Here is a 21,715-nt window from a genome sequence, read left to right as displayed (position 1 = left end):
CATTTAAAATCAATGGTTAGTTGTTGTTTTCTTGGGGAGTAGCTGTGATTTTCTTGAGGGCTTGCTGTTGGCGTGAGGTTTGTTTTGTGTGAGTTATCCGGTGTACTTTGTATTAGCTGTAACGCCTAACGACTAGATTTTTGGTGGCTAAAGGGTAAGTCAGCGATTAAAACAAGGGTAAAAAACGATTAACACCGTCTTTTACCCTTGAGGTTATTTTCGTTGTTACGATTGGCTACTTTTGTTCGAATTTATACTCTTTGATGGGGGTAGCCCCCAGCAAATGCTCGACAAAATAGTCCCAACGTTTACGCACGAAGTAGTCACTGTCATTAAGGAAATGATCGCGGTTCGGATAGATCATTAAGTCAAAATCTTTATTGGCTTTGATGAGTTTATCCACCAACTGCATGGTTGCAGCTGGGTTGACGTTCTCGTCGAGTTCTCCATGGGCTAGCAATAGCTTACCTTGCAATTTGGCAATGCTATCCATATTGAGATTGGTTTGCTCATCCCAATGCTTGGCAACAGGATAACCTAGCCAAATCTCGTTCCAGCCGGTTTTATCCACTCTAAAGTCGTGGTTACCAGACGCGGCAACGCCCACTTTAAAGAAGTCAGCATGCCTAAACATCGCTTGTGCTGTGTCATAGCCTCCAGCTGAAAACCCGTAAATACCGACGCGGTTAACATCTAAATAGCTGTGCTTTTTGGCAAGATCTTTAATCGCTTGCACATGGTCATCAACACCTGCTGCGAGGTTTTCATAGGCAACTAAATGGAAGTCTCGGTCGCGCTTACTGGTGCCGCGGCCATCCATTTTAATAACGACAAATCCAAGTTCAGCAAGCGATTGTGCTTGTTGGAAATAGCTCCAAAAGGACTTGGGAGTGAAGAAGTTATGCGGGCCAGTATAGGTCGCATCAATCACTGGATATTGTTTGCTTGGGTCAAAGTTGCTCGGCTTATACATCAAGCCATATAGCTTAGTTTTGTTGTCATTCGCGAGTACTTCAAAAGGCTCAGGCGCACGCCAACCAGTGGCCATCAATTCACTGACATCAGGTTTACCCACAGTCATCATAACCTTGCCATCGTCTGTGCTACGCACCTTAGTTGTTGGCACGGTTTGTACGCTAGAAGATATATCGACAAAGTAGTTGAAATCAGGTGCAATCCGAACGCTATGCTCTAATGGCTCAGGTGTCAGTAACTGGTGTGCAGTGCCATCTAAATTTACTTTATAAAGGTGACGCAGGTACGGATCGCGGTCATCAAATCCACCTGATGCTTCGTAATATAGTGTGCGTGTTTTCTTATCGAGTGCGCGGTAAGTTCTGACGAAGCAATCACATTGAGTGATCTTATTTTTCAGTTCGCCGCTAATCAGATCATACAGGTAATATTGCTGTTTGCCTGAGCGCTGGCTTGGCCAAATAACCTCATTTGATGCTGGTAATACCCAAGCATCTTGCGCCCACGGATCAAGGAATTTATCTGACTTTTCTTCGACAATTAACCTTACTTGATGGTTTTCTGGGTTGTACTCATGGAAGCTTATACGCTTTTTCGCGCGGGCTTGCTCAAAGAAATAGAATCGGTTGTTGTCTTCCCACCATCCCCATAGCGGTCCACCGTAATATGTCTGCTGTAGCTCTGGAGCCACTACTTTGGTGACTTTTTTACTCTCGACTTCAATGGAGTAGATATCTCCTGTCGGTAGATGCTCATCACCGGCGAGTGGATAGTAGTAGCTATAAAGCTTAGGGCGTAAGCCTTCAGCATGACTTGATTGGATAAGATGCAGCTTACCGACTTTTTCACGATTCAGTCTGTGGGTCAGCACGGTTTTGCTATCTGGTGCCCAGTAGACGCTGAGTCGCTGCTTAACCTTAGCGGGATCTTTATTGATAAAGGCTTTTGGATTTTGGTTTTGCACTGCGTAGGGGTAACCCTCAGTGCCATCGAAAGTTAACTGACTGGTGGTGTTAGTGCGGTTATCAGTTAAGTATAGATTCCAATCTTTGACACTTAACGCATAGTTACCATCTGGAGATGAATAGTTGGCTAGTGACGGAGTGTCCGCTTCAACAGGTTTATCACAAACACTGGTGAGTAGGCTGCATTGATAGTCCTGCTTATTGTAGTGAATGGTTAGCTGGTTACTATCAACATCAATGGCGTTAATCTTCAGGTAGAAAGCTGTACTTTCATTATGTCCTATACTGGTTTTTAGCTGTTGATGATCAAATAGCAGCGATATTTGGGCTGTTGCAGGTTCGACTTTGTAATAAGTGTTATTACCTTTGGAATCGACTTCACTGAACCAGAAGTTGCTGCTGTTATTTATCCAGTTAGGCTCAACTGCCAGGTTGCGGACCATCTTATGAACGTTCTTTGGTAAGAAGCGCTCAGCACGTTGATAATCTGCAATAGAAACATTGGTTGTTTGCGGGGCTGTAGGCGTCGTACTGCATGCTGTAAGCATTGCAGAGGCGAGTAAAATCGCTGACTTTCTTATCATTCTATACTCCGTAACTCTATTTTAATCTGTCGCATCAATGACTATAAAGGTATGAGGATACACTGAATGGATAATGTATACACTAATTGTTGCCGAAATGAATACACTGAAAAATAGGGCAAAATAAACGCAATGAGCTTATTAGCAGTCATGCTAAAAGATTTAACAACCCAGTGATGGTGGCTTATGTTGTGTATAGCTTTACAAGCATGCAGAAAATGCTGCTGAATATTTTAGCGTGAAGTATTGCGTTTGGAGATAGCTTTGAAAGAGTTAGACGGCTATTTGCACTTTAGGAGATAAACAATGAGCAGCGTATTAACGCTGCCCATTGTGATCTGGCGTTACCCCGATACAATTTGCTTAAGCACGTTTACGAAGTACCACAATCAGCACGGCAACAACCGCCAAGATCATGCAGTACCAAGCGTGAGTAACCACTTCTAACGGTGATAAGCTGAAGGTTGATGCAACCAATAGTGCTTGTGCACCGTATGGGATTAGACCTTGGATAATACATGAGAATATATCCAAAATACTGGCTGCACGCTTTGGGGTAACACCGTGCTTTTGAGCTAAATCTTTAGCAATATCGCCAGTCACTACTATCGATACAGTATTGTTGGCAACACAAGTATTAGTTGCTGCCACAATACCTGCCATGCCTAGCTCTGATGCGCGGCACGATGCTTCGCCTTTGGCTCTAGAGAAACGAGCAATCAGCTTTTCAATTTGCTTGCTCACAAAGGCCAGCCCACCTTGCTGCTGCATAAGTGCAGCCAAGCCACCCACTAGCATAGATAGAATGAAAATTTCTTGCATGTTGCCAAAGCCAGCGTAAATATCTTGGCCAAACTGAATAACGCCGTAGTCCATGGTCAGTAGCCCTGTAACGCCAGCCAGTAGAATACCCACTGTCAGTACAACAAATACGTTAAGGCCCGCAACTGCCAAGAACAGAATAGTGAGATAAGGGATAACTTTAATGAAGTCTATCTCTTGGGCTGCAACGTCAGCTTGCCCTTGGCCAACTAAAGTAAAGATAATTAGAGTGATAATCGATGCTGGAATAGCAAAGATAAGATTCTCTTTAAATTTATCTTTCATTTCACAGCCCTGAGTACGCGTGGCTGCAATGGTGGTATCTGAAATTATCGATAAGTTATCACCAAACAGCGCGCCAGAGATCACGGCGCCGGCCATAATCGCAAGGTCTATTTGTGCTTCGTTGGCAACACCAAGTGCAATCGGAGCGACTGCTGCAATCGTACCCATTGAAGTACCCATTGCGGTAGCGATAAAGGCGGCAATGACGAAGAAACCCGGCAGTAATAAACTAGAAGGCACTAACGACAAACCAAGTGCAACAGTTGCATCGACGCCACCAGTTGCTTTAGCGACTGCCGCAAATGCTCCCGCTAACAAATAAATCATACACATGGCGATGATATTAGAATGGCCAATTCCTGCTAAAAATGTCTCTATTGATTGGTTTAGCTTTTGCTTAGAGATTAAAATCGCGAAGATGATTGCAGGCAGTATCGCAACTACGCTCGGTAGTTGGTAAAAAGCAAAGTCGACACCTTGTCTTTGAAAGTAAACTCCAGCACCAATAAACAGTGTTAGAAAAAGAAAAAGTGGGGTTAGCGCAAGAAAGGATGGCGCTGTTGCATCAGTTGTTTGAGCTTTTGGGGCGTTACTGGAATTCGTCAATGTTATCTCTCTTATTTTAAATCAGTCATCGAACCACTGTTCCCATCGCCCTCCTAGCTGGAACAAACTGTGCTTTAAATGAATAAACTCACAGAATGGTACATCTCAATAGTTAAGAGGATATGAGATCAAGAGACGTCTGTCAATTTAGACGTCTAGATGTTTTTACTGCCAAAGTGAACGTTTGGTAAAAGTTGTGACATAAGTAGGATTAACCGCTACTTATTTTAGCAAGAACTTAACTTGCCAACATTGAGGGATAAATACAAATGTTTTACCAAGACAAGGTAGATTTTGAGCTATTTAGCGCTGACTTAGATGCTAGAATAGCAGTTCTATTGTCCGTCTAATCTTGAGAGCTACAGATGCACTTAATGCACGTTGATAAACAGACCTACCGGAAAAACACTAATATTGTGATTGCGACATTTGTTGCTAGTCTGGCCATACTGTCGCTGGTTTTTGGATCATTGTTGATTCAGTTATTTGGCGCTCAAGCTTTACCCGATGATGGTTCAACAGGAAACTTTCACCTAAACCTAATTGGCGTGGTGTTATCGTTAGTGGTATGCAGTGCAGTGTTACAAAGCCAAAAAAATAAGCCCTATATGCATGAAGTGTACTACGTGTGGCGCTTAAAGCAGCTGCACAACCAAATTTATCGTAAGCTGGCCAAAATAAAAGTGGCCGCTGAAAACAATGATGTAAATGCGTTCATCATCTTGAGCTTTTACTTTGCTAGTTTGAAGCAAGTTTATGCTCTGGATAACAATACGCTCACTATGTCGACCGTCGAACAAGATCTCAACCAATTAAATGAAAAGATAGCGTCACTGGGCCTAACTATCTCTGCGGTGCAGTTTGAACCTGAGTTATTGAATAAGATCTAATATTGATTATGTCTCAGCTGGGTGGGCTAGCAAATGCTAGCTCACAGTTAGACTGAAGTGAGTTATTTTTAGGCAGAAATTATTACAATAACTTGTGGCAATACGCTCCACTCAGCAGACGATTGCATTAGCTGGATTCAAAATAAAAAAACATTTAGACTTCTAGATGGCTGCTTGCTATGTTGGTATTTCAATTAACTGGAAGAGGGTATGACGGTATGAAACTTGAATCTTTAGCGCTGCACCATGGTTATGAATCTGAAGCGACCACCAAAGCGGCGGCTGTGCCTATCTATCAAACCACCTCTTATACCTTTGATGACACCCAGCACGGAGCGGATCTATTCGATCTTAAAGTGCCGGGAAATATTTATACTCGCATTATGAATCCAACCACTGATGTGCTTGAGCAGCGCCTTGCTGCCATTGAAGGTGGTATTGCTGCATTAGCGTTAGCATCGGGTATGGCGGCAATCACCTATGCAATCCAAGCACTAACTGAAGTGGGTGACAATATTGTCAGTACCAGTCAGCTATACGGCGGCACCTACAATCTATTTGCACACACATTACCAAGGCAAGGTGTTGAAGTCCGCATGGCGGGTTTTGATGAGTTCGAGCAGCTAGATGCACTTATTGATGACAAAACTAAAGCACTTTTTTGTGAATCTATTGGTAATCCAGCTGGCAATATCGTTGATCTACAGCGCTTGGCTGAGATCGCTCATAAGCATGGCGTTCCGCTAATTGTCGATAATACTGTGGCCACTCCTGTGCTATGTAAGCCGTTTGAACATGGCGCAGATATCGTCATTCACTCACTAACCAAATATATTGGCGGTCATGGTACGACTATCGGTGGAGCGATTGTTGATAGTGGTAAGTTTGATTGGGCTGCTCAGCCTAAACGCTTTGCACTGCTTAATGAGCCAGATGCGTCCTACCATGGTGTGGTCTATACCCAAGCTTTCGGTCCCGCTGCGTTTATTGGTCGTTGTCGCGTGGTTCCTTTAAGAAATACTGGCGCTGCACTTGCACCACAAAGTGCATTCTTATTAATGCAAGGGCTAGAAACTTTGGCGTTAAGAATGGAGCGCCATTGTGAAAATGCGCTGGCTTTAGCCGAGTATTTACAGGCGCATCCTAAAGTGAGCTGGGTGAATTACGCTGCGTTGGCGAATAGCCCTTTTCATGATAATTGCTACAAAATTACTGGCGGTAAGGCCTCTGGCATTATTAGTTTTGGTATTAAGGCGGCTAATGGCAAAGTAGCCGGTGGGCAGTTTATTGATGGACTAAAAATGATTTTGAGACTGGTTAATATTGGTGATGCCAAATCACTCGCATGCCATCCCGCTTCAACAACCCATAGGCAGCTCGATGCCGCTGAACTGGCAAAGGCTGGGGTGTCGGAAGATTTAGTGCGGATCTCCGTGGGCATTGAACATATTGACGATATCATTGCCGATGTCGAGCAAGCCTTAGAGCAAGCTTGTTAACTTGGTCACATTTCAGTTAAAAGGTTAGCTTGCAGGCTAATCTTGTCGCTATGGCCGCAGAACATTAGTTAGGTAGTTGGGGTAACTAGTGATGTGGCCAATCCGCAGTGATTTAATGTCTTCGAAGGGGATTGATAGATATTTATCATAGTGTTGACTATGTCATTATTTTATATTAAAAAGCGTTAATTCAAGTTACCAAGTTCACAATTTTTTTGCATGTGCTACTCTGCAATTTACTACTCAAAAAGAGTTAAGTTTAAAGAGCTGTAAAATGCATAAAAAAATAATAATCGCGATCATATTTTCTGTTTTTATGGCATTTTTTTCCGTTGCGAATGCGAGTACTGCATTGCAGCAGTTAGAAACTAAGTTTAAAGATAACTTTCCAGAAACGGCGCTATCAATACTTAACAGTGCTGACATCAATAAAAGTGAGCTAACTGCACACGAACGTGCGCGCTTGTACTTCCTTTATGGGCAAGCTTATGAGAAGGCTCGTCAGCTAGAGTTAGCGATTGAAAGTTATGACAAAGGAATTGCTGAAGTTGAGTTTCTGCCTATTTCAGACATACTGATCGACAGTTATTTAGAGCGTTCATTTTCAGTCTACCTGCAGACTAACGATCCCGCTGCCTACTGTGTTGACCGTCGTAAAGCGCTTGACTACGCGCGGCAACATGACAATCAAGAATTGCTTGCTAAGACCCTGACTCAAAACGCTTATTGTTATTACACTGCGACCACTGTGAATGAAGGGATTGCGCTGCTCGATGAAGCCATGGTCATTGTTGATAAAGGTGAGCAGCTAGATGTCCACCGAAAAGCTGTTATTTATAATGCCACAGGCTCCTTATACCGCACTGCAGGCTTACATAAACGTGCTTACGACAATTTTAACAAAGCTTATGAAACTTGGAAAACAGTCGACGATAAAGAAGACATGTTTAACATGCAGCATAATATGATTAGCTCAGCAATTAAGTCTGGTGATTGGGATAATGCTAAAGTTAATATCGCTGCACAGTTTACCTTAGCTGAACAAGCTCCTGAGTTTAAAGATTTTTACTTTTTTGCCTATCTAAATGCTGGCCGAGTAGCACTAGGGACCTTCGACTACCCACTTGCTGTCTCTCATCTCGAACAAGCCGTTGCCTTTAAAGATACCACTCAAGAGCGCTATTTTGTCACCAGCAGCCATCTGTTTTTGGCATTAGCGTATATGCGAACCGGTGAGGTAGAGAAAGCGGCTAATATGGCGGCTATTTTTAAACAAGATAAGCGCTTCCCTGCCAATATGACCAGCATGGCGCTCACTGCCGATGCCATTTTGGCATTCGACAATCGTGACTACTTAGATGCAGTCAATACCTTGTTAAAGATTATCGATGAAGAGCGTGAAAACAATAAAACCATTATTAATAACAAAGTTATAGACGCGGCGCTGGAGCACAACGCTAAACTGGCAGAGTTCGAGAATATGTTATTAGCGAATAAGCTCGAGCTCAAGGAGCTGAGCTTGAAAGCCGCCACAGATAAAGAGCGCATCAGTGAACTTAAGCTCAGTATCTATTTTTTAGTGGCTGTGGTGCTATTAGCGGCAATAATCTTCCTGCTACATTCTCGAAAAGTGTTTATGGGTCGCGCCCAAACTGATTATCTGACCGGTATTGCCAACCGAGGCTATACCTTTGTCGCGGGTGATAAAATTCTCGAAAAAGCGATTAAGAAAAAGCAGTCTGTATCGGTGATCATTTTTGATATTGATAACTTTAAAAGCATTAATGATCAATATGGTCATCACATTGGTGATCTTACCATTCAAGCTACAACTAAACGAATTCAACGCTGGCTTAAAGAGCAAGATCTTCTTGGGCGAATTGGGGGGGAAGAGTTCCTTATTATTTTACCTGATACCAGTGGAGAAGAAGCTGCTGCTATTTCTGAACGGATCCGCAGCGCCGTAGCGTCACAGCCTTTTCAGTTTGATGAGATCAAATTAGAGCTAACCATTAGTTTAGGTATAGCTGTTTTACATGAACAAGCGACTACGCTGAGTGAGCTCGTTATTGAAGCAGATAAAGCGCTCTATAAAGCCAAGTTCTCGGGCAAGAATAAAGTCTACCTCGCTTGGCAGCGTGCGGAAAACAGCTGAATTCTAACTGGTAATAGCAAGACAGCCTAGTTCTGAGGCTGTCTTACCTTTGCGCTACTGTTGCAGCATCGCTAACTGACTACACTCAGCTGTAAACCTGCTATCTATTATTGCTCCCTTTCGCTATCAACTTGTATTTCCGATATTATTTGCTATGTTTTTTGTTTGGCGAGTGCTGTTATTGCAGTGAGCATTGCATTTCAAGATCATGGACAGCAGAAGTACGCTTTACCGCAAATGGATAATAAGCCAAGGTTGGAGATATTATGAAAAAAGCGCTAGCAATTCTGCCCCTTGCCACGTTGGTTTTCGTGCCGACAAGTTCGGCGATTGAGGTATTTAAAGATGATAAGAACGCATTTGAAGTCGGTGGTTTTGTCGATGCCCGTATCATTGATACTCAAGGTGTTACCGAAGTCGTAAATGGTAGCTCCAGAATTAATTTCGGCTTTACTAGAGATATGTCTGGTGACTGGAAAAGTTACGTTAAATTAGAGTGGGGCGTCAATCCCTTTGGTAATGCAACTATATCCTATAGTAGTGAGAGTAATTTCGAGACTCAAAGTGGCGACTTTCTGAATAACCGTCTAGGGTATGTTGGTATTAGTCACGACGATTATGGCTCTATCGCCATAGGTAAACAATGGGGTGCATGGTACGACGTTGTCTACAATACAAACTATGGTTTTGTTTGGGACGGTAATGCATCTGGGACTTATACTTACAATAAGTCAGATGGTGCCATTAATGGTGTGGGTCGTGGTGACAAAATTATCCAATATCGCAATGCTTGGGGTGATTTAAGTATAGCGTTGCAGATGCAGCTTAAGAGTAGCATGACGGATATTGCTGATGATGGCAGCAATAACCCTAATCGATTGGTATCAACTGAATACGATAATACTTATGGTGTTGGCTTAACCTATCAAGCGACTGACCAGCTAGTGATTACCGCAGGTGGTAATATCGGTGAACCAGAGGGGACGACGGCAAGTGGTCGAGTGATCTCTGAGACTGACTATATTTACGGTTTTGGGCTAACCTGGGGCAGTTGGGATGAGCATGGTTTTTATGCGGCGATGAACCTCAACCAAAATGAGTTCCACGACACCGATAACCTAGGCCGTTTTTTGCAAGAGTCGGTTGGTCTAGAGACCTTAGCATCTTACTTTCTAGATAATAATTTTAAGCTAATGGCTTCATACAATATTTTGGAGGCTGGAGATGCCTATGAAGCGGCACATCCTGGTGATGTCTTTAAGCGACAGTTCGCCGTTGCTGGGCTGCATTATGTATGGGATAACAGCTTGGTATTGTACTTAGAAGGTCGCGTCGACTTTAGTGATTTCAGCAGTGATAATCCAGAAAATGAAGCGAAGCAATCAGTTTCAGAAGATGATGGTGTCGCCATTGGTATTCGATATGTTATGTAAGCACTAAAAACTAAAAGATAGGGCTTATCAAGCCGATTAGTTTGATAAGCCTTTTTTATTATTGGATTATTTAAGGCGGAAAGTGACTTCAACTCTATCTTGGATCGTCACTTGCCCCTGTTGATAGCTTTTGGCCACGTTGTAGTTGTCGCTTTCAGCGCTCATTCTCATCATTATCGGCTGCACCGGACGTTGGTCAAAGTAACGGATGTGCCAAACTCCATTGAGATCTTCACCAAAACCTGCGGCTAATTCAGCCGCTTTTTGTTGGGCATCTTTAATCGCTGCCAACCTTGCTTGTTTTATATATTGTGCCTCTTTGCTCGATTTCAGCGCAATGTGATTGATACGATTAATGCCTTGTTCGAGAGCACTATCTAAAATACTGTTAAGCTCGCTGAGGTCATTAACAGTGACGCTTACGCGGCGATTGGCACTGTAGCCTATTAGTTTATTAAGCTGACCTTTTTCGTAATGATATTGTGGTTGAAGATTGATATTGGCACTTTGAATAAGTTTGCGGCTAACACCTGCTTTTTGTAAGCGGGCAATGAATTTTGCGACAGCTATATCCGATTGTTTTTTGGCTGCCTGTGCCGTTTCTGCTTTGATAATCACTTCGACGTTAACGTCTGCCATATCGGCTTCAACTACAATATTGCTGCTACCGATAGTTTCAAGGTGTGGGAAATTGACCTCGGCAGCCAATGTTGGCGCCGCGAGGCTTGCTGATAGAATTAGACTGGAGATTACTGCCGCGATTGTTGATTTATTCATGATGACTCCAAAAGTTGGCTGGTATTTGCCAAGAGGTAATTGAGTTGTTGTGAGTTATAAACGGCGGTGATTTGAAAAAGGGTTATATTTTTTTGATATTTAAATATTATTGGGGGTTCAATGCTCAACACTCGGTATTTAATTGCTTTTTTACAGTGATTTACTTTATGCATCATGTCCATTACAAACCATTGGCTATACTGATTACTTCAACCAAAAGGAGTAAAGCAATGCAGCGCATTTTATTCGTAATGATACTTTTGCTAAGTACAGTATGTGCCAATGTAGCAGCCACTGAGCGACCAGATTCAGGAAAAATGTTAGCTAAGCTGACTGAAGAACTAAAGCTAACAGGTGAGCAGCAAGCAGAAACAGAAGTTGTGATGGGATTATTTCATGATGAGATGAAACTACTGCACGAAAGTGAGGGCAGTCGCCGCGATAAAGGCAAGAAAATGAAGGCTGCCGCTGAGACTAGAGATAGTCAAATGCAACAGATTTTAGATGAATCGCAATTTGAACAGTATCAAAATATGGTCGCCGAAATGCGCGAAAAGATGAAGCAGCGAAGAAAGTAGCCCTTAGGTAAACTGCTCTTTGAAAACCACCTGTGCAGCAGACTTTGTTTGCTGCCAACCTTTCTGTTTAAGTTCTGGTTCATCGAGAAATTCATCAACGTAGCCGATACATAAATAGCCAATTAACTCAGAAGCAGCCGGTGCATTGAGAATATCCTTAATCTTCAGAGGGTCTAAAATACTGACCCAGCCAACCCCTATGTTGAGTGAGCGGGCCGTTAACCACAGGTTTTGAATCGCGCAAACCACACTGAACTTGCCCATCTCTGGCATACTCGTTTGGCCTAACACGGCTTCTGTACTGGGCTGATAAAATACCGCTAGATTGATGGGCGCCTCAATAATTCCTTCAAGCTTTAGTGTGTCATATTGAGCTCGTTTATCGCCACTAAATTGCTGGCTGCCAGAAGCATTTTCTTCGCTGAAGGTTTGTTGAACTGCTTTTTTGGTCGCTAAGTCTCTGATAACCACAAATTGCCAAGGTTGTGAATATCCCACTGAGGGCGCCAACATCGCTGCATTTAGCAGTGAATCAATTATTGCTTGAGAAACCGGCTTATCGTTAAAACGGTTGCCGCGTACATCGCGCCTAAGGCGAATGATATCAGCCAATATTTGGCTATCGCTTTCACTAAATAATTGACTCATTTGGTTTCCATTTATGCTAAGGGGTCATTCGTTGCGAATAAAAAACGTGCCTTTGTAGGCACGTTATTGAGTATACTCAGATAGACAACTGCTAGGTTAGTCTGATTATGTATTATACCAATTGCATTAAGTATTTGACCCGTTCAGAGCCCCCCAGCCTTTTCAATTCAAAGCGCATTGGTAAAGAAATGGTTGTTCCCTTTTAAGCCAATGCAAAGCAGAAGTGGAAAGACTGAGGAGCTCACGTAGTGCGGGTTTCAAAACGCTGTATGATTCGCGATGGGATTTGGATATAGAATAACTACTAGCTCAAATCCCACTACTTTCCTACAGCGTTTTGAATTCCCGCTGAATGGTCAAACTTTTAATGCAATTGGTATTAGTCTTCAGTTTTACTAATTTATCGCCATTGAAATGAAGTAGCCGACAAATGTGGCAGTCACCACGCCGATAAAGCCCGGCACGATAAAGCTGTGATTTAAGACATACTTGCCAATGTGGGTAGTGCCCGTTCTGTCGAAACTAATCGCTGCTAAGTCACTTGGGTAAAATGGGAAAAAGAAGTAAGCATAACAAGCCGGTAATACACCGATTAATACCGGTGCTGGGATCCCTAAAGAGAAACCTAATGGCAGCATGATTGTTAAAGTAGCGGCTTGGCTTTTTAAAAACACCGAAGCGACAAACATCGCAATCGCAAACGACCAAGGATGTGCATGTACTATGTCGCTAACAGATTCAATCAAGTAACTCTTGTGGTAACCGATAATTGTGTCACTTAACCATGCGATACCGAAGATAATAATGACCGCGGTCATCCCGGCAATAAACACGTTACTGTTGACGATCTTCTTGGGATCAACCTTGGTGGCTAATAAGATAAGCGCGCCGACAGAGAGCATCATAAATTGAATCGCCACCGACATTTTAACGCCTTCAGGCAGTAATTCTTTACTGAACATTGCCAATCCAATGACAGCAAGGATCCCCAATAAGAATATGCTTAGTCCTTTCTTGGCAATGCTGTCACTCTTAGCCGCATCGCTGGTTTCAATATCAGGGTCAATTAAGCTATTTTTAAACTCTTCATCTAACAGGCGAGCTTGAAATTCTTCATCTTTATCAAGATCTTTACCGCGCGTTAAACTCCATGCTGAAGCGACTAACACCCCGATTAGCGTAGAAGGGATAGTGACTAGCAACACATCCACTAAGCTGATATCGAGGTTATTTTCCATCGAGGTCGCAATAACAACGGCGGCAGCGGCGGCGATTGGACTGGCAGTGATCCCCATTTGTGATGCAACAGTTGCAATCGCAAGTGGCCGCTCAGGTCGAATACCTTTCTTGTATGCGACATCGTAGATGACTGGCAACAACGGATAAACCGAGTGACCAGTACCAACCAGCACTGTGAGTGAATAGGTACATAGGGGCCCGAGAAATACGATTTGATTCGGATGTTTACGCAGGAGTTTTTCTGCATAACGCACGAGTAGCTTAAGCCCGCCAGTCGCTTCAAGTGTCGCAGAAGCGGCGACTACCGCTAAAATGATCAACATAACGTTGATGGGAGGAGACCCTGGAGCAATGCCAAATACAAAGGCGAGAACCGACACTCCTAAGCCGCCTAAAAGACCAAAGGCAACACCGCCATGGCGGATCCCGACAAAGATGACAGCCAGTAATAACAGCATATGTACGAAAAACATAAGGTATCCCTTCTAGTGATGTACTAAATTGTGTTTCTACAACAAATGGTGGTTATGCGTTAGAAAATGCCCTGCAATAGCTAACTTATACCGTATGTTATCTACTGCTTAAATAGTGACGGTACAGCAAGGTGATAAGCCGCATTGTTCTGCCACTATTTATAGAAAAAATGTGAGCCCTGCACTTTTAATTAGAGACTAAATCGTTGCGTTAATATTGGGCAGTTAACAGTTAGGTGAATTTTAAAGTCTTTCAATAAAATGGTAGGAGAGTAAGGGGCTGTTGATCTCTCGAGCTTGGTTTATTTTTGCATGCAACCCTTTTAGGGCAAGGCTTGAGCGATGATGCATAGCGAGCAGACTGAAAAGCGCGTAACGCAGTAATAAAAACATTGAAAGATCAACAACCCCTTGTCAGCAGGCCGGAGATAGCCTGCTGTAGGGGAGGATATTATCGGATCAATAATAGCGGAACTGTGCTTTTTAACAGCACTTGTGTGGTGTTACTGCCAACAAAATACTGTCTTAATTTTGAGTGGCCGTAGGCACCCATTACAATCATTCCGAGCTGTTGTTGCTGTTGATAATCGAGTAATGCTGTATCGACATGGCCCGTTAATACCCGCTCGGTCACTCTTACTCCAGCATCTTTCAGCTGTCTTGATGCCTGTTTAAAAGCTGTAGTTTGATCGCCTGAGCCATTAATCATCACAAGATGACATTCGAGCCCTGTAAGCAAAGGAGTATTTTTTGCTTTTTCAATCAACTTGTCGCTGGTTGCGCTACCGTCAAAGGCAATCATGTATGAGCTAGGTGTAGCAAAGGTTTCACTGACCACCAAAGTGTGTGCTTTAATGCTTCTAACAACGCTTTCTAGCTGAGAACCAATAGCTTTTGAGGCACTATGTCCTTCACCTGAGCGGCCAATAACTAATACCCTTAGTTGATGTTCAATATCACAGAGCGTTTCAAGTAAGCTACCATGACGTTGTAATTTATAGATCTCATCAACGCCCTTTACATGCGCTAACTCTTCAGCATCGTTGAGTAGCCGCTTTCCATGTTTCAGTGCTACTTTACTGCGAAGTTCATCGAGCTCAACCAGTTCATTGAGCAACTCTTCTTGACTGCCAATGCCTATTTGTCCTGATAATTCACTGACCACCGGTCTCGCTGTTCTATCAAGCACGTGCAGAAGAGTTAGTGGTGCTTTGACTTTTTGCGCAACCCAAGCACTGGCTTCACAGGTGGCTAGTGTTAACTTAGAGCCATCGATACATGCAACTATATTTTTCATCTGTCTTATCCTTAATGTCCAGCCAGTAGTCTTTCAGCTTCTTCAGGTTTGTCGTGTACACCAAATTTATCGACGATGGTACGAGTCGCTTTGTTCATGCCAATGAGGTTAACTTGAGTCCCTTCACGGCGAAACTTAATCACTACCTTGTCTAATGCGGATACCGCGGTCACATCCCAAAAATGTGCAGCAGACAGATCGATGCTGACCGATTCTAAAACCTGTTTAAAATCAAGTGAATCAATAAATTTATCTGCGGATGCAAAAAACACCTGGCCGATAACACGATACTCACAGCTGTCATTTTCAAAATTGTCACTCTTTACCACCATCATGCGACTAATTTTATTGGCGAAAAATAGCGACGCCAGTAGTACACCAACAAATACACCTATGGCGAGGTTATGAGTCGCCACTACCACGACAACAGTCGTCAGCATGACAATGTTGGTCGACAGTGGATGTTTCTTCATGTCGATGACTGAGCGCCAAGAGAAGGTACCAATAGCCACCATTATCATGACGGCGACTAAGGCAGCCATCGGGATCTGTTTTAGCCAAGGGCCAAGAAACACTACCATTATCAGCAAGAAGATCCCCGCCGAAAAACTGGATAGACGTCCACGGCCACCAGATTTGATGTTAATCATCGACTGACCAATCATGGCACAACCTGCCATGCCACCGAGTAAACCCGTTGATATATTGGCAATCCCTTGTCCCTTACATTCGCGATTTTTATCACTGCCGGTATCGGTAAGGTCATCGACAATGGTTGCGGTCATCATTGACTCTAGCAGTCCTACAACAGCAAGTCCTAGAGAGTAAGGTAATACAATCAGTAACGTATCCAAGTTTAGTGGTACATCCGGCCATAAGAATATCGGTAAGGTATCGGGTAAGTCGCCCATATCGCCTACAGTGCGTATATCAATATCGAAGAGCATCGCAAATGCTGTTAAGCCAACAATACAAACTAAAGGGGAGGGCACAATTTTGCCGATAACCGGTAAATAGGGAAACAGGTAGATAATCGCTAGCCCTGCCAATGTCATAGCGTAGACATGCCAAGTGACATTGCTGAGTTCAGGAAGTTGCGCCATAAAAATGAGTATTGCGAGCGCATTGACAAATCCGGTGACTACCGAGCGGGATACAAAGCGCATCAGATCGCCAAGCTTTAAATAACCTGCAAGGATCTGTAGTAAGCCGGTTAACACTGTTGCTGCGAGTAAGTATTGCAAGCCATGCTCTTTGACTAGCGTAACCATTAGCAGTGCCATCGCGCCAGTTGCCGCTGAAATCATCCCAGGACGAGCGCCTGTAAAGGCAATAACTACTGAAATACTGAATGAGGCATAAAGGCCCACTTTGGGGTCGACACCAGCAATAATCGAAAAAGCGATAGCTTCTGGGATCAGCGCTAAGGCAACAACGATACCGGCGAGCATGTCGCCACGAATATTAGATATCCAATCAATTTTGAAATTTTTAAACATTGAACTCTCAGTTTACGCACGGCAGTTCGCACCAGAGGTAAGGCTGGAGTGTAATGCGTGCTTTTTTGATAAAATTTTGGCGCGGAAAATTGCCGTAGTGATTCGACAACGAATTAACAAGCGCAAAGAATTAAGTGTGATACTTAGTTAGCAATGAAAGCTATAGGGAGGGCAGAGCGTTAGGGCGGCGTCATTAGCACAGTGAGTAATTTCCTCTAGATCAATTTTTGGCTGAATATTACACCTAATAAGGTGTCGCTTGTGTGATCAAGATCACGCTAGAGTCGTTTCAAATTTATGCCAAGCCTCGCTGGCATAGCCGTTTAGGCGTTTATGGTTGAGAAGGTGGCGTTGTAAATTCAGCAGTTAAACCGCTTCAACATCTTACTGAATTAGCAATCTTGTGTTTGAGTGAGTTTAAACCATAGTTAACTGACAAATAGCCGCGCAATTGGTTAGAATAAAGCAGGTTTTTAAATTCAGAGTGACCGCTATGCACGTACATATATTAGGGATTTGTGGCACCTTCATGGGCGGCCTTGCGCTGCTAGCAAGAGCTGAAGGGCACAAAGTGACAGGCAGTGATGCCAATGTATACCCGCCGATGAGCACTCAACTAGAAGAACAAGGGATTGAGCTTATTCAAGGCTTTGACCCATCTCAATTAGGACTAGGTGAAGATGATGCGCCTGATCTTGTGGTGATAGGCAATGCGATGAGCCGTGGTAACCCTTGTGTAGAAGCTGTGCTCAATAGAGGTCTTAAGTATACTTCTGGCCCACAATTTTTAGCGGAACATATTCTCGCTGAGCGCTGGGTACTGGCGGTTTCTGGTACTCATGGCAAAACCTCAACCGCTAGCATGTTAGCTTGGATTTTAGAAGATTGCGGCTATGAACCTGGCTTTTTAATTGGTGGTGTGCCGCAGAACTTTGGCGTATCAGCCCGTCTTGGAGGCTCACCATTTTTTGTGGTGGAAGCCGATGAATACGACAGCGCATTTTTCGATAAACGTTCCAAGTTTGTACATTACCAACCACGCACCTTAGTGATCAATAATCTTGAATTTGACCATGCCGATATTTTTGATGATCTTAAAGCGATCCAGTGTCAGTTTAATCACGTAATACGTACCGTTCCCGGTGAAGGCAAAGTCATTTGGCCTGCAGATAGCCAAAGTGTGCAGCAAGTTATTGAGCTGGGGTGTTGGAGCGAACAAGAGATGTATCATCTCAACTCCGCTGCAACAGGTTGGTACGCCACTAACCTTAGTGAAGATGGCCATGAGTTTGAAGTGTTCTTCGATGGTGAGTTACAAGGGGTTGTTGATTGGCAGCTGATTGGTCAGCACAACATTGAAAATGCAGTAATGGCAATCGCAGCTGCTAGGCATGTGGGGGTTAAGCCTGATGCCGCTATTGAAGCTCTGGTTAAGTTTGCACCGCCAAAACGCCGCATGGAGCTGATTGGTTGTGTAAATGGTGTCGAAGTTTATGATGACTTTGCTCATCACCCAACAGCGATAACCACCTCTTTGGCTGGTATGCGCGCCAAAGTGGGTAACGGAAAAGTGACGGTTATTTTAGAACCGCGTTCAAACACCATGAAAAGCGGTGTGCATAAAGACACTTTAGCCACTTCTCTGGCCCTAGCCAGTAACGCATACCTTTACCAAGCGGGTAATATCGATTGGGATATAAACGCTGCCATGAGCACTGCAGCAATACCTGTTGAGGTATTATTCGATATTGATGAGATTATAGCCAAAGCCGTAGCCCTAGCTGGCAGTGGAGATACTATCATTGTGATGAGCAATGGTGGCTTCGGTGGCCTACACCAAAAGTTACTTGCTCAGCTAAATGATAAAGCTAGCCACTAACATAGCGATTAAAATAGGTAATAGATTAAGCATGAGTGTCACATATCAAAAAGCAGATAAGTCTATCAGTTTAGCTTGGACCGGCGCCTCTGGTGCACCTTATGGTTTGAGGTTGTTGGAGATCCTGCTTAAGAGCGATTACCAAGTTTTCTTGATGATCTCATCTGCCGCCAGAGTGGTACTCGCCACAGAACAAGGTTTGCAGTTAAGCGCCAATAGTGACAAGGCTAAAGCGCAGCTACTTGCGCAGTTTGGCGATGTGGCCGGAGAGCTCATTGTATTGGGTAAAGAGGAGTGGTTTTCACCGCCTGCATCTGGCTCTGCTGCACCTAAGCAGATGGTCATCTGTCCCTGTAGTACCGGGACTTTAGCCGCTGTTGCCACTGGGATGAGTAATAATTTACTTGAACGAGCAGCGGATGTTGTAATAAAAGAGCGTGGCCAATTAATTCTAGTTCCAAGAGAAACTCCTTTTAGCGCCATACACTTAGAGCATATGTTGTCGCTTTCTCGGCTCGGGGCTACCATCATGCCTGCTGCGCCAGGCTTTTATCATAATCCCAAATCGATTGAAGATCTGGTAGACTTTATGGTCGCCCGGATTTTAGACCATTTGGGCGTCGACCATGCATTAACGAATCGTTGGGGTTATGAGAAGCATAATCGCAATGACATCGACTATTGAGAGTTTTATGAAACACACCACTGAAGTGATGATCTCTGCTGAAGAGATCGATCAAAAATTGGATATTTTGGCTGAGCAAATTAACGCTCATTACGCCGATAGTGACCGCCTGTTGATGGTAGGTCTGCTTAAAGGTTCTGTTGTATTTATGGCAGATCTTTGTCGACGTATTAAAGGCCACGTAGAGATCGATTTTATGTCGGTATCGAGTTATGGCAATGCCATGACAAGTAGCCGCGACGTAAAAATCCTTAAAGACGTGCAGTCCGAGATTCAGGGGCGTGATGTACTGATTGTTGAAGATCTTATCGACTCAGGTAATACCTTAAATAAGGTACGTGAGATGTTACTTATCCGCGAACCAAAAAGTTTAGCCTTATGTACGCTGCTTGATAAACCAGAGCGTCGTGAAGTCAATGTACCTGTCGACTTTATCGGCTTTACCATTCCTGATGAGTTTATTGTTGGTTATGGTATCGACTATGCGGAGCAGTATCGTAACCTGCCTTACATCGCAAGAGTCGTTCCACTAGAAGACTAATTTTGTCTCTTTAGCTTTAATCTAGTTTCAATGCTGTTTGGCGTTAAACCTAGATTGAAGTTGGGAGCGCAATGTAAATTATTGACTCCCGCATTTGCGGGAGTTTTTTTATTGATTCAGATTGATTGGAATAACCATGGCAAACACCGAAGCCGCCTTAGTTATTGACTCCCTAAAGAAAACCTACAAAGGCGGAGTTGAAGCAGTAAAGGGCATTAGTTTAACCGTTAACAAGGGTGATTTTTTTGCACTGCTTGGGCCAAACGGAGCTGGTAAATCAACAACGATTGGTGTGATTAGCTCCTTAGTGCAAAAAACTTCAGGCAGCGTGTCTGTGTTTGGACACGATATTGATAAAGAGCTTGAACTGGCCAAACTCAGTATTGGTTTAGTGCCGCAAGAGTTCAATTTCAATCAGTTTGAAACCGTACAACAGATAGTTGTTAATCAGGCTGGCTACTACGGCGTAAAGAAAGAGGTGGCGCTACAACGTGCTAAAAAGCATTTAAGTCAGCTTGACCTATGGCAAAAGCGTGATAGCCCTGCAAGAGCCTTATCTGGTGGCATGAAGCGTCGTTTGATGATTGCTCGCGCGCTGATGCATGAACCACAGCTTTTGATATTAGATGAACCAACCGCAGGCGTAGACATTGAGCTTCGTCGTTCTATGTGGACATTTTTGACTGAACTGAATGAGCAAGGTGTGACGATTATCCTCACCACTCACTATTTGGAAGAAGCAGAAATGCTATGTCGTAATATCGGCATTATCGACAAAGGTGTGCTGGTGGAATGCACCACGATGAAGTCACTGCTGAGTCGATTGAACATGGAAACGTTTATTCTTGATCTCGCTGGTGATCTGACGGCTAAACCTGAGTTGTTAGAGATTGAATGCCGTCTTAGCGATCCGCATACGTTAGAAGTCGATGTCGCTAAAGATCAGAGCTTGAACGATGTGTTTGTGCAATTGAATAAACTTGATATTCAAGTGTTGTCTATGCGCAATAAAGCTAACCGTCTAGAAGAGTTATTTGTCGAGCTGGTAGAGAAGGGCAAAATGGCCGGAGATCAACAATGAACATGAAAGCGCTGTATTTTACAGCTTTTAAAAGCATCTTAACGAAAGAGATAAACCGTTTTACCCGCATCTGGGTGCAAACCTTAGTACCGCCAGCCATTAGCATGACCTTGTATTTTTTAATATTTGGTAACTTAGTTGGCAAGCGTATTGGTGAGATGGGCGGTGTATCTTACATGGAGTTTATTGCCCCTGGTTTAATCATGATGGCAGTCATCACCAGTTCATACTCTAACGTGGCATCTTCCTTTTTTAGTGCAAAGTTTCAACGTAACTTAGAGGAGCTTATTGTCGCTCCTGTGCCGCACTATGTGATTATTGCTGGCTATGTGGGTGGCGGAGTTGCCCGCGGCCTCTGTGTGGGCACGATAGTGACCTTAGTGGCACTGTTCTTTGTCGATATCAGCATACAACATGTAGGATTAGTTGCTATTACGGTATTTTTAACCGCAGTATTGTTTGCCTTAGCTGGCTTAATCAATGCGGTTTTTGCCAAGAGTTATGACGATATTAGTATTGTTCCGACCTTTGTTTTAACGCCGCTCACTTACCTTGGTGGTGTGTTTTACTCGTTGTCTTTGTTACCAGACTTTTGGCAAGGAGTGTCAGCGCTAAACCCTGTGGTTTACATGATCAACGTATTCCGCTTTGGCTTTTTGGGCTATGCGGATATGAGTGTACCTTTGTCTGTTGCTGTGATGGTTGGCTTCTGTATCGGCTTCTGGAGCCTAGCTTATTACCTAATTTCACGTGGTATCGGTTTAAGAACTTAGCGGATTAGCTCATTGTCTAGTCCTAAAATAG

At 43.5% G+C, this 21,715-nt stretch carries 17 protein-coding genes; 10 read left to right on the top strand and 7 right to left on the bottom strand.

The features are described from left to right. Positions 1–235: 235 nt before the first annotated feature. Positions 236–2,524 (bottom strand): DPP IV N-terminal domain-containing protein, encoded by a 2,289-nt coding sequence (locus AB4135_RS01685; protein ID WP_371989772.1) that lies wholly within the window; start codon positions 2,522–2,524, stop codon positions 236–238. 363 nt (positions 2,525–2,887) lie between these two features. Then, complete coding sequence (locus AB4135_RS01680) at positions 2,888–4,237, bottom strand: Na+/H+ antiporter NhaC family protein (RefSeq protein WP_371989770.1); 1,350 nt, start codon at positions 4,235–4,237, stop codon at positions 2,888–2,890. A 365-nt stretch (positions 4,238–4,602) separates the two neighbouring features. Here AB4135_RS01680 and AB4135_RS01675 point away from each other — a divergent pair, with 365 nt between their 5' ends. The 4 genes from AB4135_RS01675 (at position 4,603) to AB4135_RS01660 (ending at position 10,214) form a co-directional block, all read left to right on the top strand. Beyond that, positions 4,603–5,127 (top strand): DUF3087 domain-containing protein, encoded by a 525-nt coding sequence (locus tag AB4135_RS01675; RefSeq protein ID WP_371989769.1) that lies wholly within the window; start codon positions 4,603–4,605, stop codon positions 5,125–5,127. A gap of 218 nt (positions 5,128–5,345) precedes the next feature. After that, a complete protein-coding gene (locus AB4135_RS01670; RefSeq protein ID WP_371989768.1) occupies positions 5,346–6,626 on the top strand; it encodes an O-acetylhomoserine aminocarboxypropyltransferase/cysteine synthase family protein in 1,281 nt (426 codons plus the stop codon). A 274-nt stretch (positions 6,627–6,900) separates the two neighbouring features. Next, positions 6,901–8,781, top strand: coding sequence for a diguanylate cyclase (locus tag AB4135_RS01665; RefSeq protein ID WP_371989766.1), 1,881 nt, complete (start codon positions 6,901–6,903; stop codon positions 8,779–8,781). Between the two features lie 266 nt (positions 8,782–9,047). Further along, positions 9,048–10,214 (top strand): porin, encoded by a 1,167-nt coding sequence (locus AB4135_RS01660; protein WP_371989764.1) that lies wholly within the window; start codon positions 9,048–9,050, stop codon positions 10,212–10,214. A 66-nt stretch (positions 10,215–10,280) separates the two neighbouring features. Here AB4135_RS01660 and AB4135_RS01655 read toward each other — a convergent pair whose 3' ends face one another. Beyond that, on the bottom strand, positions 10,281–10,991 hold the full coding sequence (locus AB4135_RS01655) for an oxidative stress defense protein (protein ID WP_371989762.1): 711 nt from the start codon (positions 10,989–10,991) through the stop codon (positions 10,281–10,283). Between the two features lie 230 nt (positions 10,992–11,221). On the opposite strand from AB4135_RS01655, the gene AB4135_RS01650 reads away from it, so the two are divergent. Beyond that, a complete protein-coding gene (locus AB4135_RS01650) occupies positions 11,222–11,569 on the top strand; it encodes a hypothetical protein (RefSeq protein ID WP_371989760.1) in 348 nt (115 codons plus the stop codon). 3 nt (positions 11,570–11,572) lie between these two features. Here AB4135_RS01650 and bluB read toward each other — a convergent pair whose 3' ends face one another. From bluB to AB4135_RS01630, 4 genes are all read right to left on the bottom strand, one after another. After that, a complete protein-coding gene (bluB, locus tag AB4135_RS01645; RefSeq protein ID WP_371989759.1) occupies positions 11,573–12,217 on the bottom strand; it encodes a 5,6-dimethylbenzimidazole synthase in 645 nt (214 codons plus the stop codon). Positions 12,218–12,612: 395 nt separating this feature from the next. Continuing rightward, the gene (locus AB4135_RS01640; protein WP_371989757.1) at positions 12,613–13,929 is read right to left on the bottom strand and encodes an anaerobic C4-dicarboxylate transporter; all 1,317 of its coding nucleotides are present in this window, start codon (positions 13,927–13,929) and stop codon (positions 12,613–12,615) included. Between the two features lie 451 nt (positions 13,930–14,380). Next, on the bottom strand, positions 14,381–15,226 hold the full coding sequence (locus tag AB4135_RS01635; protein WP_371989755.1) for a universal stress protein: 846 nt from the start codon (positions 15,224–15,226) through the stop codon (positions 14,381–14,383). An 11-nt stretch (positions 15,227–15,237) separates the two neighbouring features. Then, entirely contained in the window at positions 15,238–16,725 is a 1,488-nt protein-coding gene (locus tag AB4135_RS01630; protein WP_371989753.1) for a SulP family inorganic anion transporter, read from the bottom strand. 493 nt (positions 16,726–17,218) lie between these two features. Between AB4135_RS01630 and mpl the strand changes: the two genes are divergently transcribed. From mpl to AB4135_RS01605, 5 genes are all read left to right on the top strand, one after another. Further along, positions 17,219–18,604: a UDP-N-acetylmuramate:L-alanyl-gamma-D-glutamyl-meso-diaminopimelate ligase gene (gene mpl / locus AB4135_RS01625; RefSeq protein WP_371989751.1), complete on the top strand. Its 1,386-nt coding sequence runs from the start codon at positions 17,219–17,221 to the stop codon at positions 18,602–18,604. Between the two features lie 31 nt (positions 18,605–18,635). Beyond that, positions 18,636–19,289: a flavin prenyltransferase UbiX gene (locus tag AB4135_RS01620; protein WP_371989749.1), complete on the top strand. Its 654-nt coding sequence runs from the start codon at positions 18,636–18,638 to the stop codon at positions 19,287–19,289. 7 nt (positions 19,290–19,296) lie between these two features. Continuing rightward, a complete protein-coding gene (hpt, locus tag AB4135_RS01615) occupies positions 19,297–19,830 on the top strand; it encodes a hypoxanthine phosphoribosyltransferase (RefSeq protein ID WP_044556115.1) in 534 nt (177 codons plus the stop codon). 136 nt (positions 19,831–19,966) lie between these two features. Beyond that, a complete protein-coding gene (locus AB4135_RS01610) occupies positions 19,967–20,911 on the top strand; it encodes an ABC transporter ATP-binding protein (RefSeq protein WP_371989747.1) in 945 nt (314 codons plus the stop codon). 2 nt (positions 20,912–20,913) lie between these two features. Next, on the top strand, positions 20,914–21,684 hold the full coding sequence (locus AB4135_RS01605; protein ID WP_371989879.1) for an ABC transporter permease: 771 nt from the start codon (positions 20,914–20,916) through the stop codon (positions 21,682–21,684). Positions 21,685–21,715 lie beyond the last annotated feature (31 nt).

The organism is Shewanella sp. 10N.286.54.B9 (genome assembly GCF_041468565.1).
In the GTDB taxonomy this organism is placed as follows: domain Bacteria; phylum Pseudomonadota; class Gammaproteobacteria; order Enterobacterales; family Shewanellaceae; genus Shewanella.
Note: the sequence above shows the minus strand (reverse complement) of the source record. Positions and strands in the feature narration are given on the sequence as shown.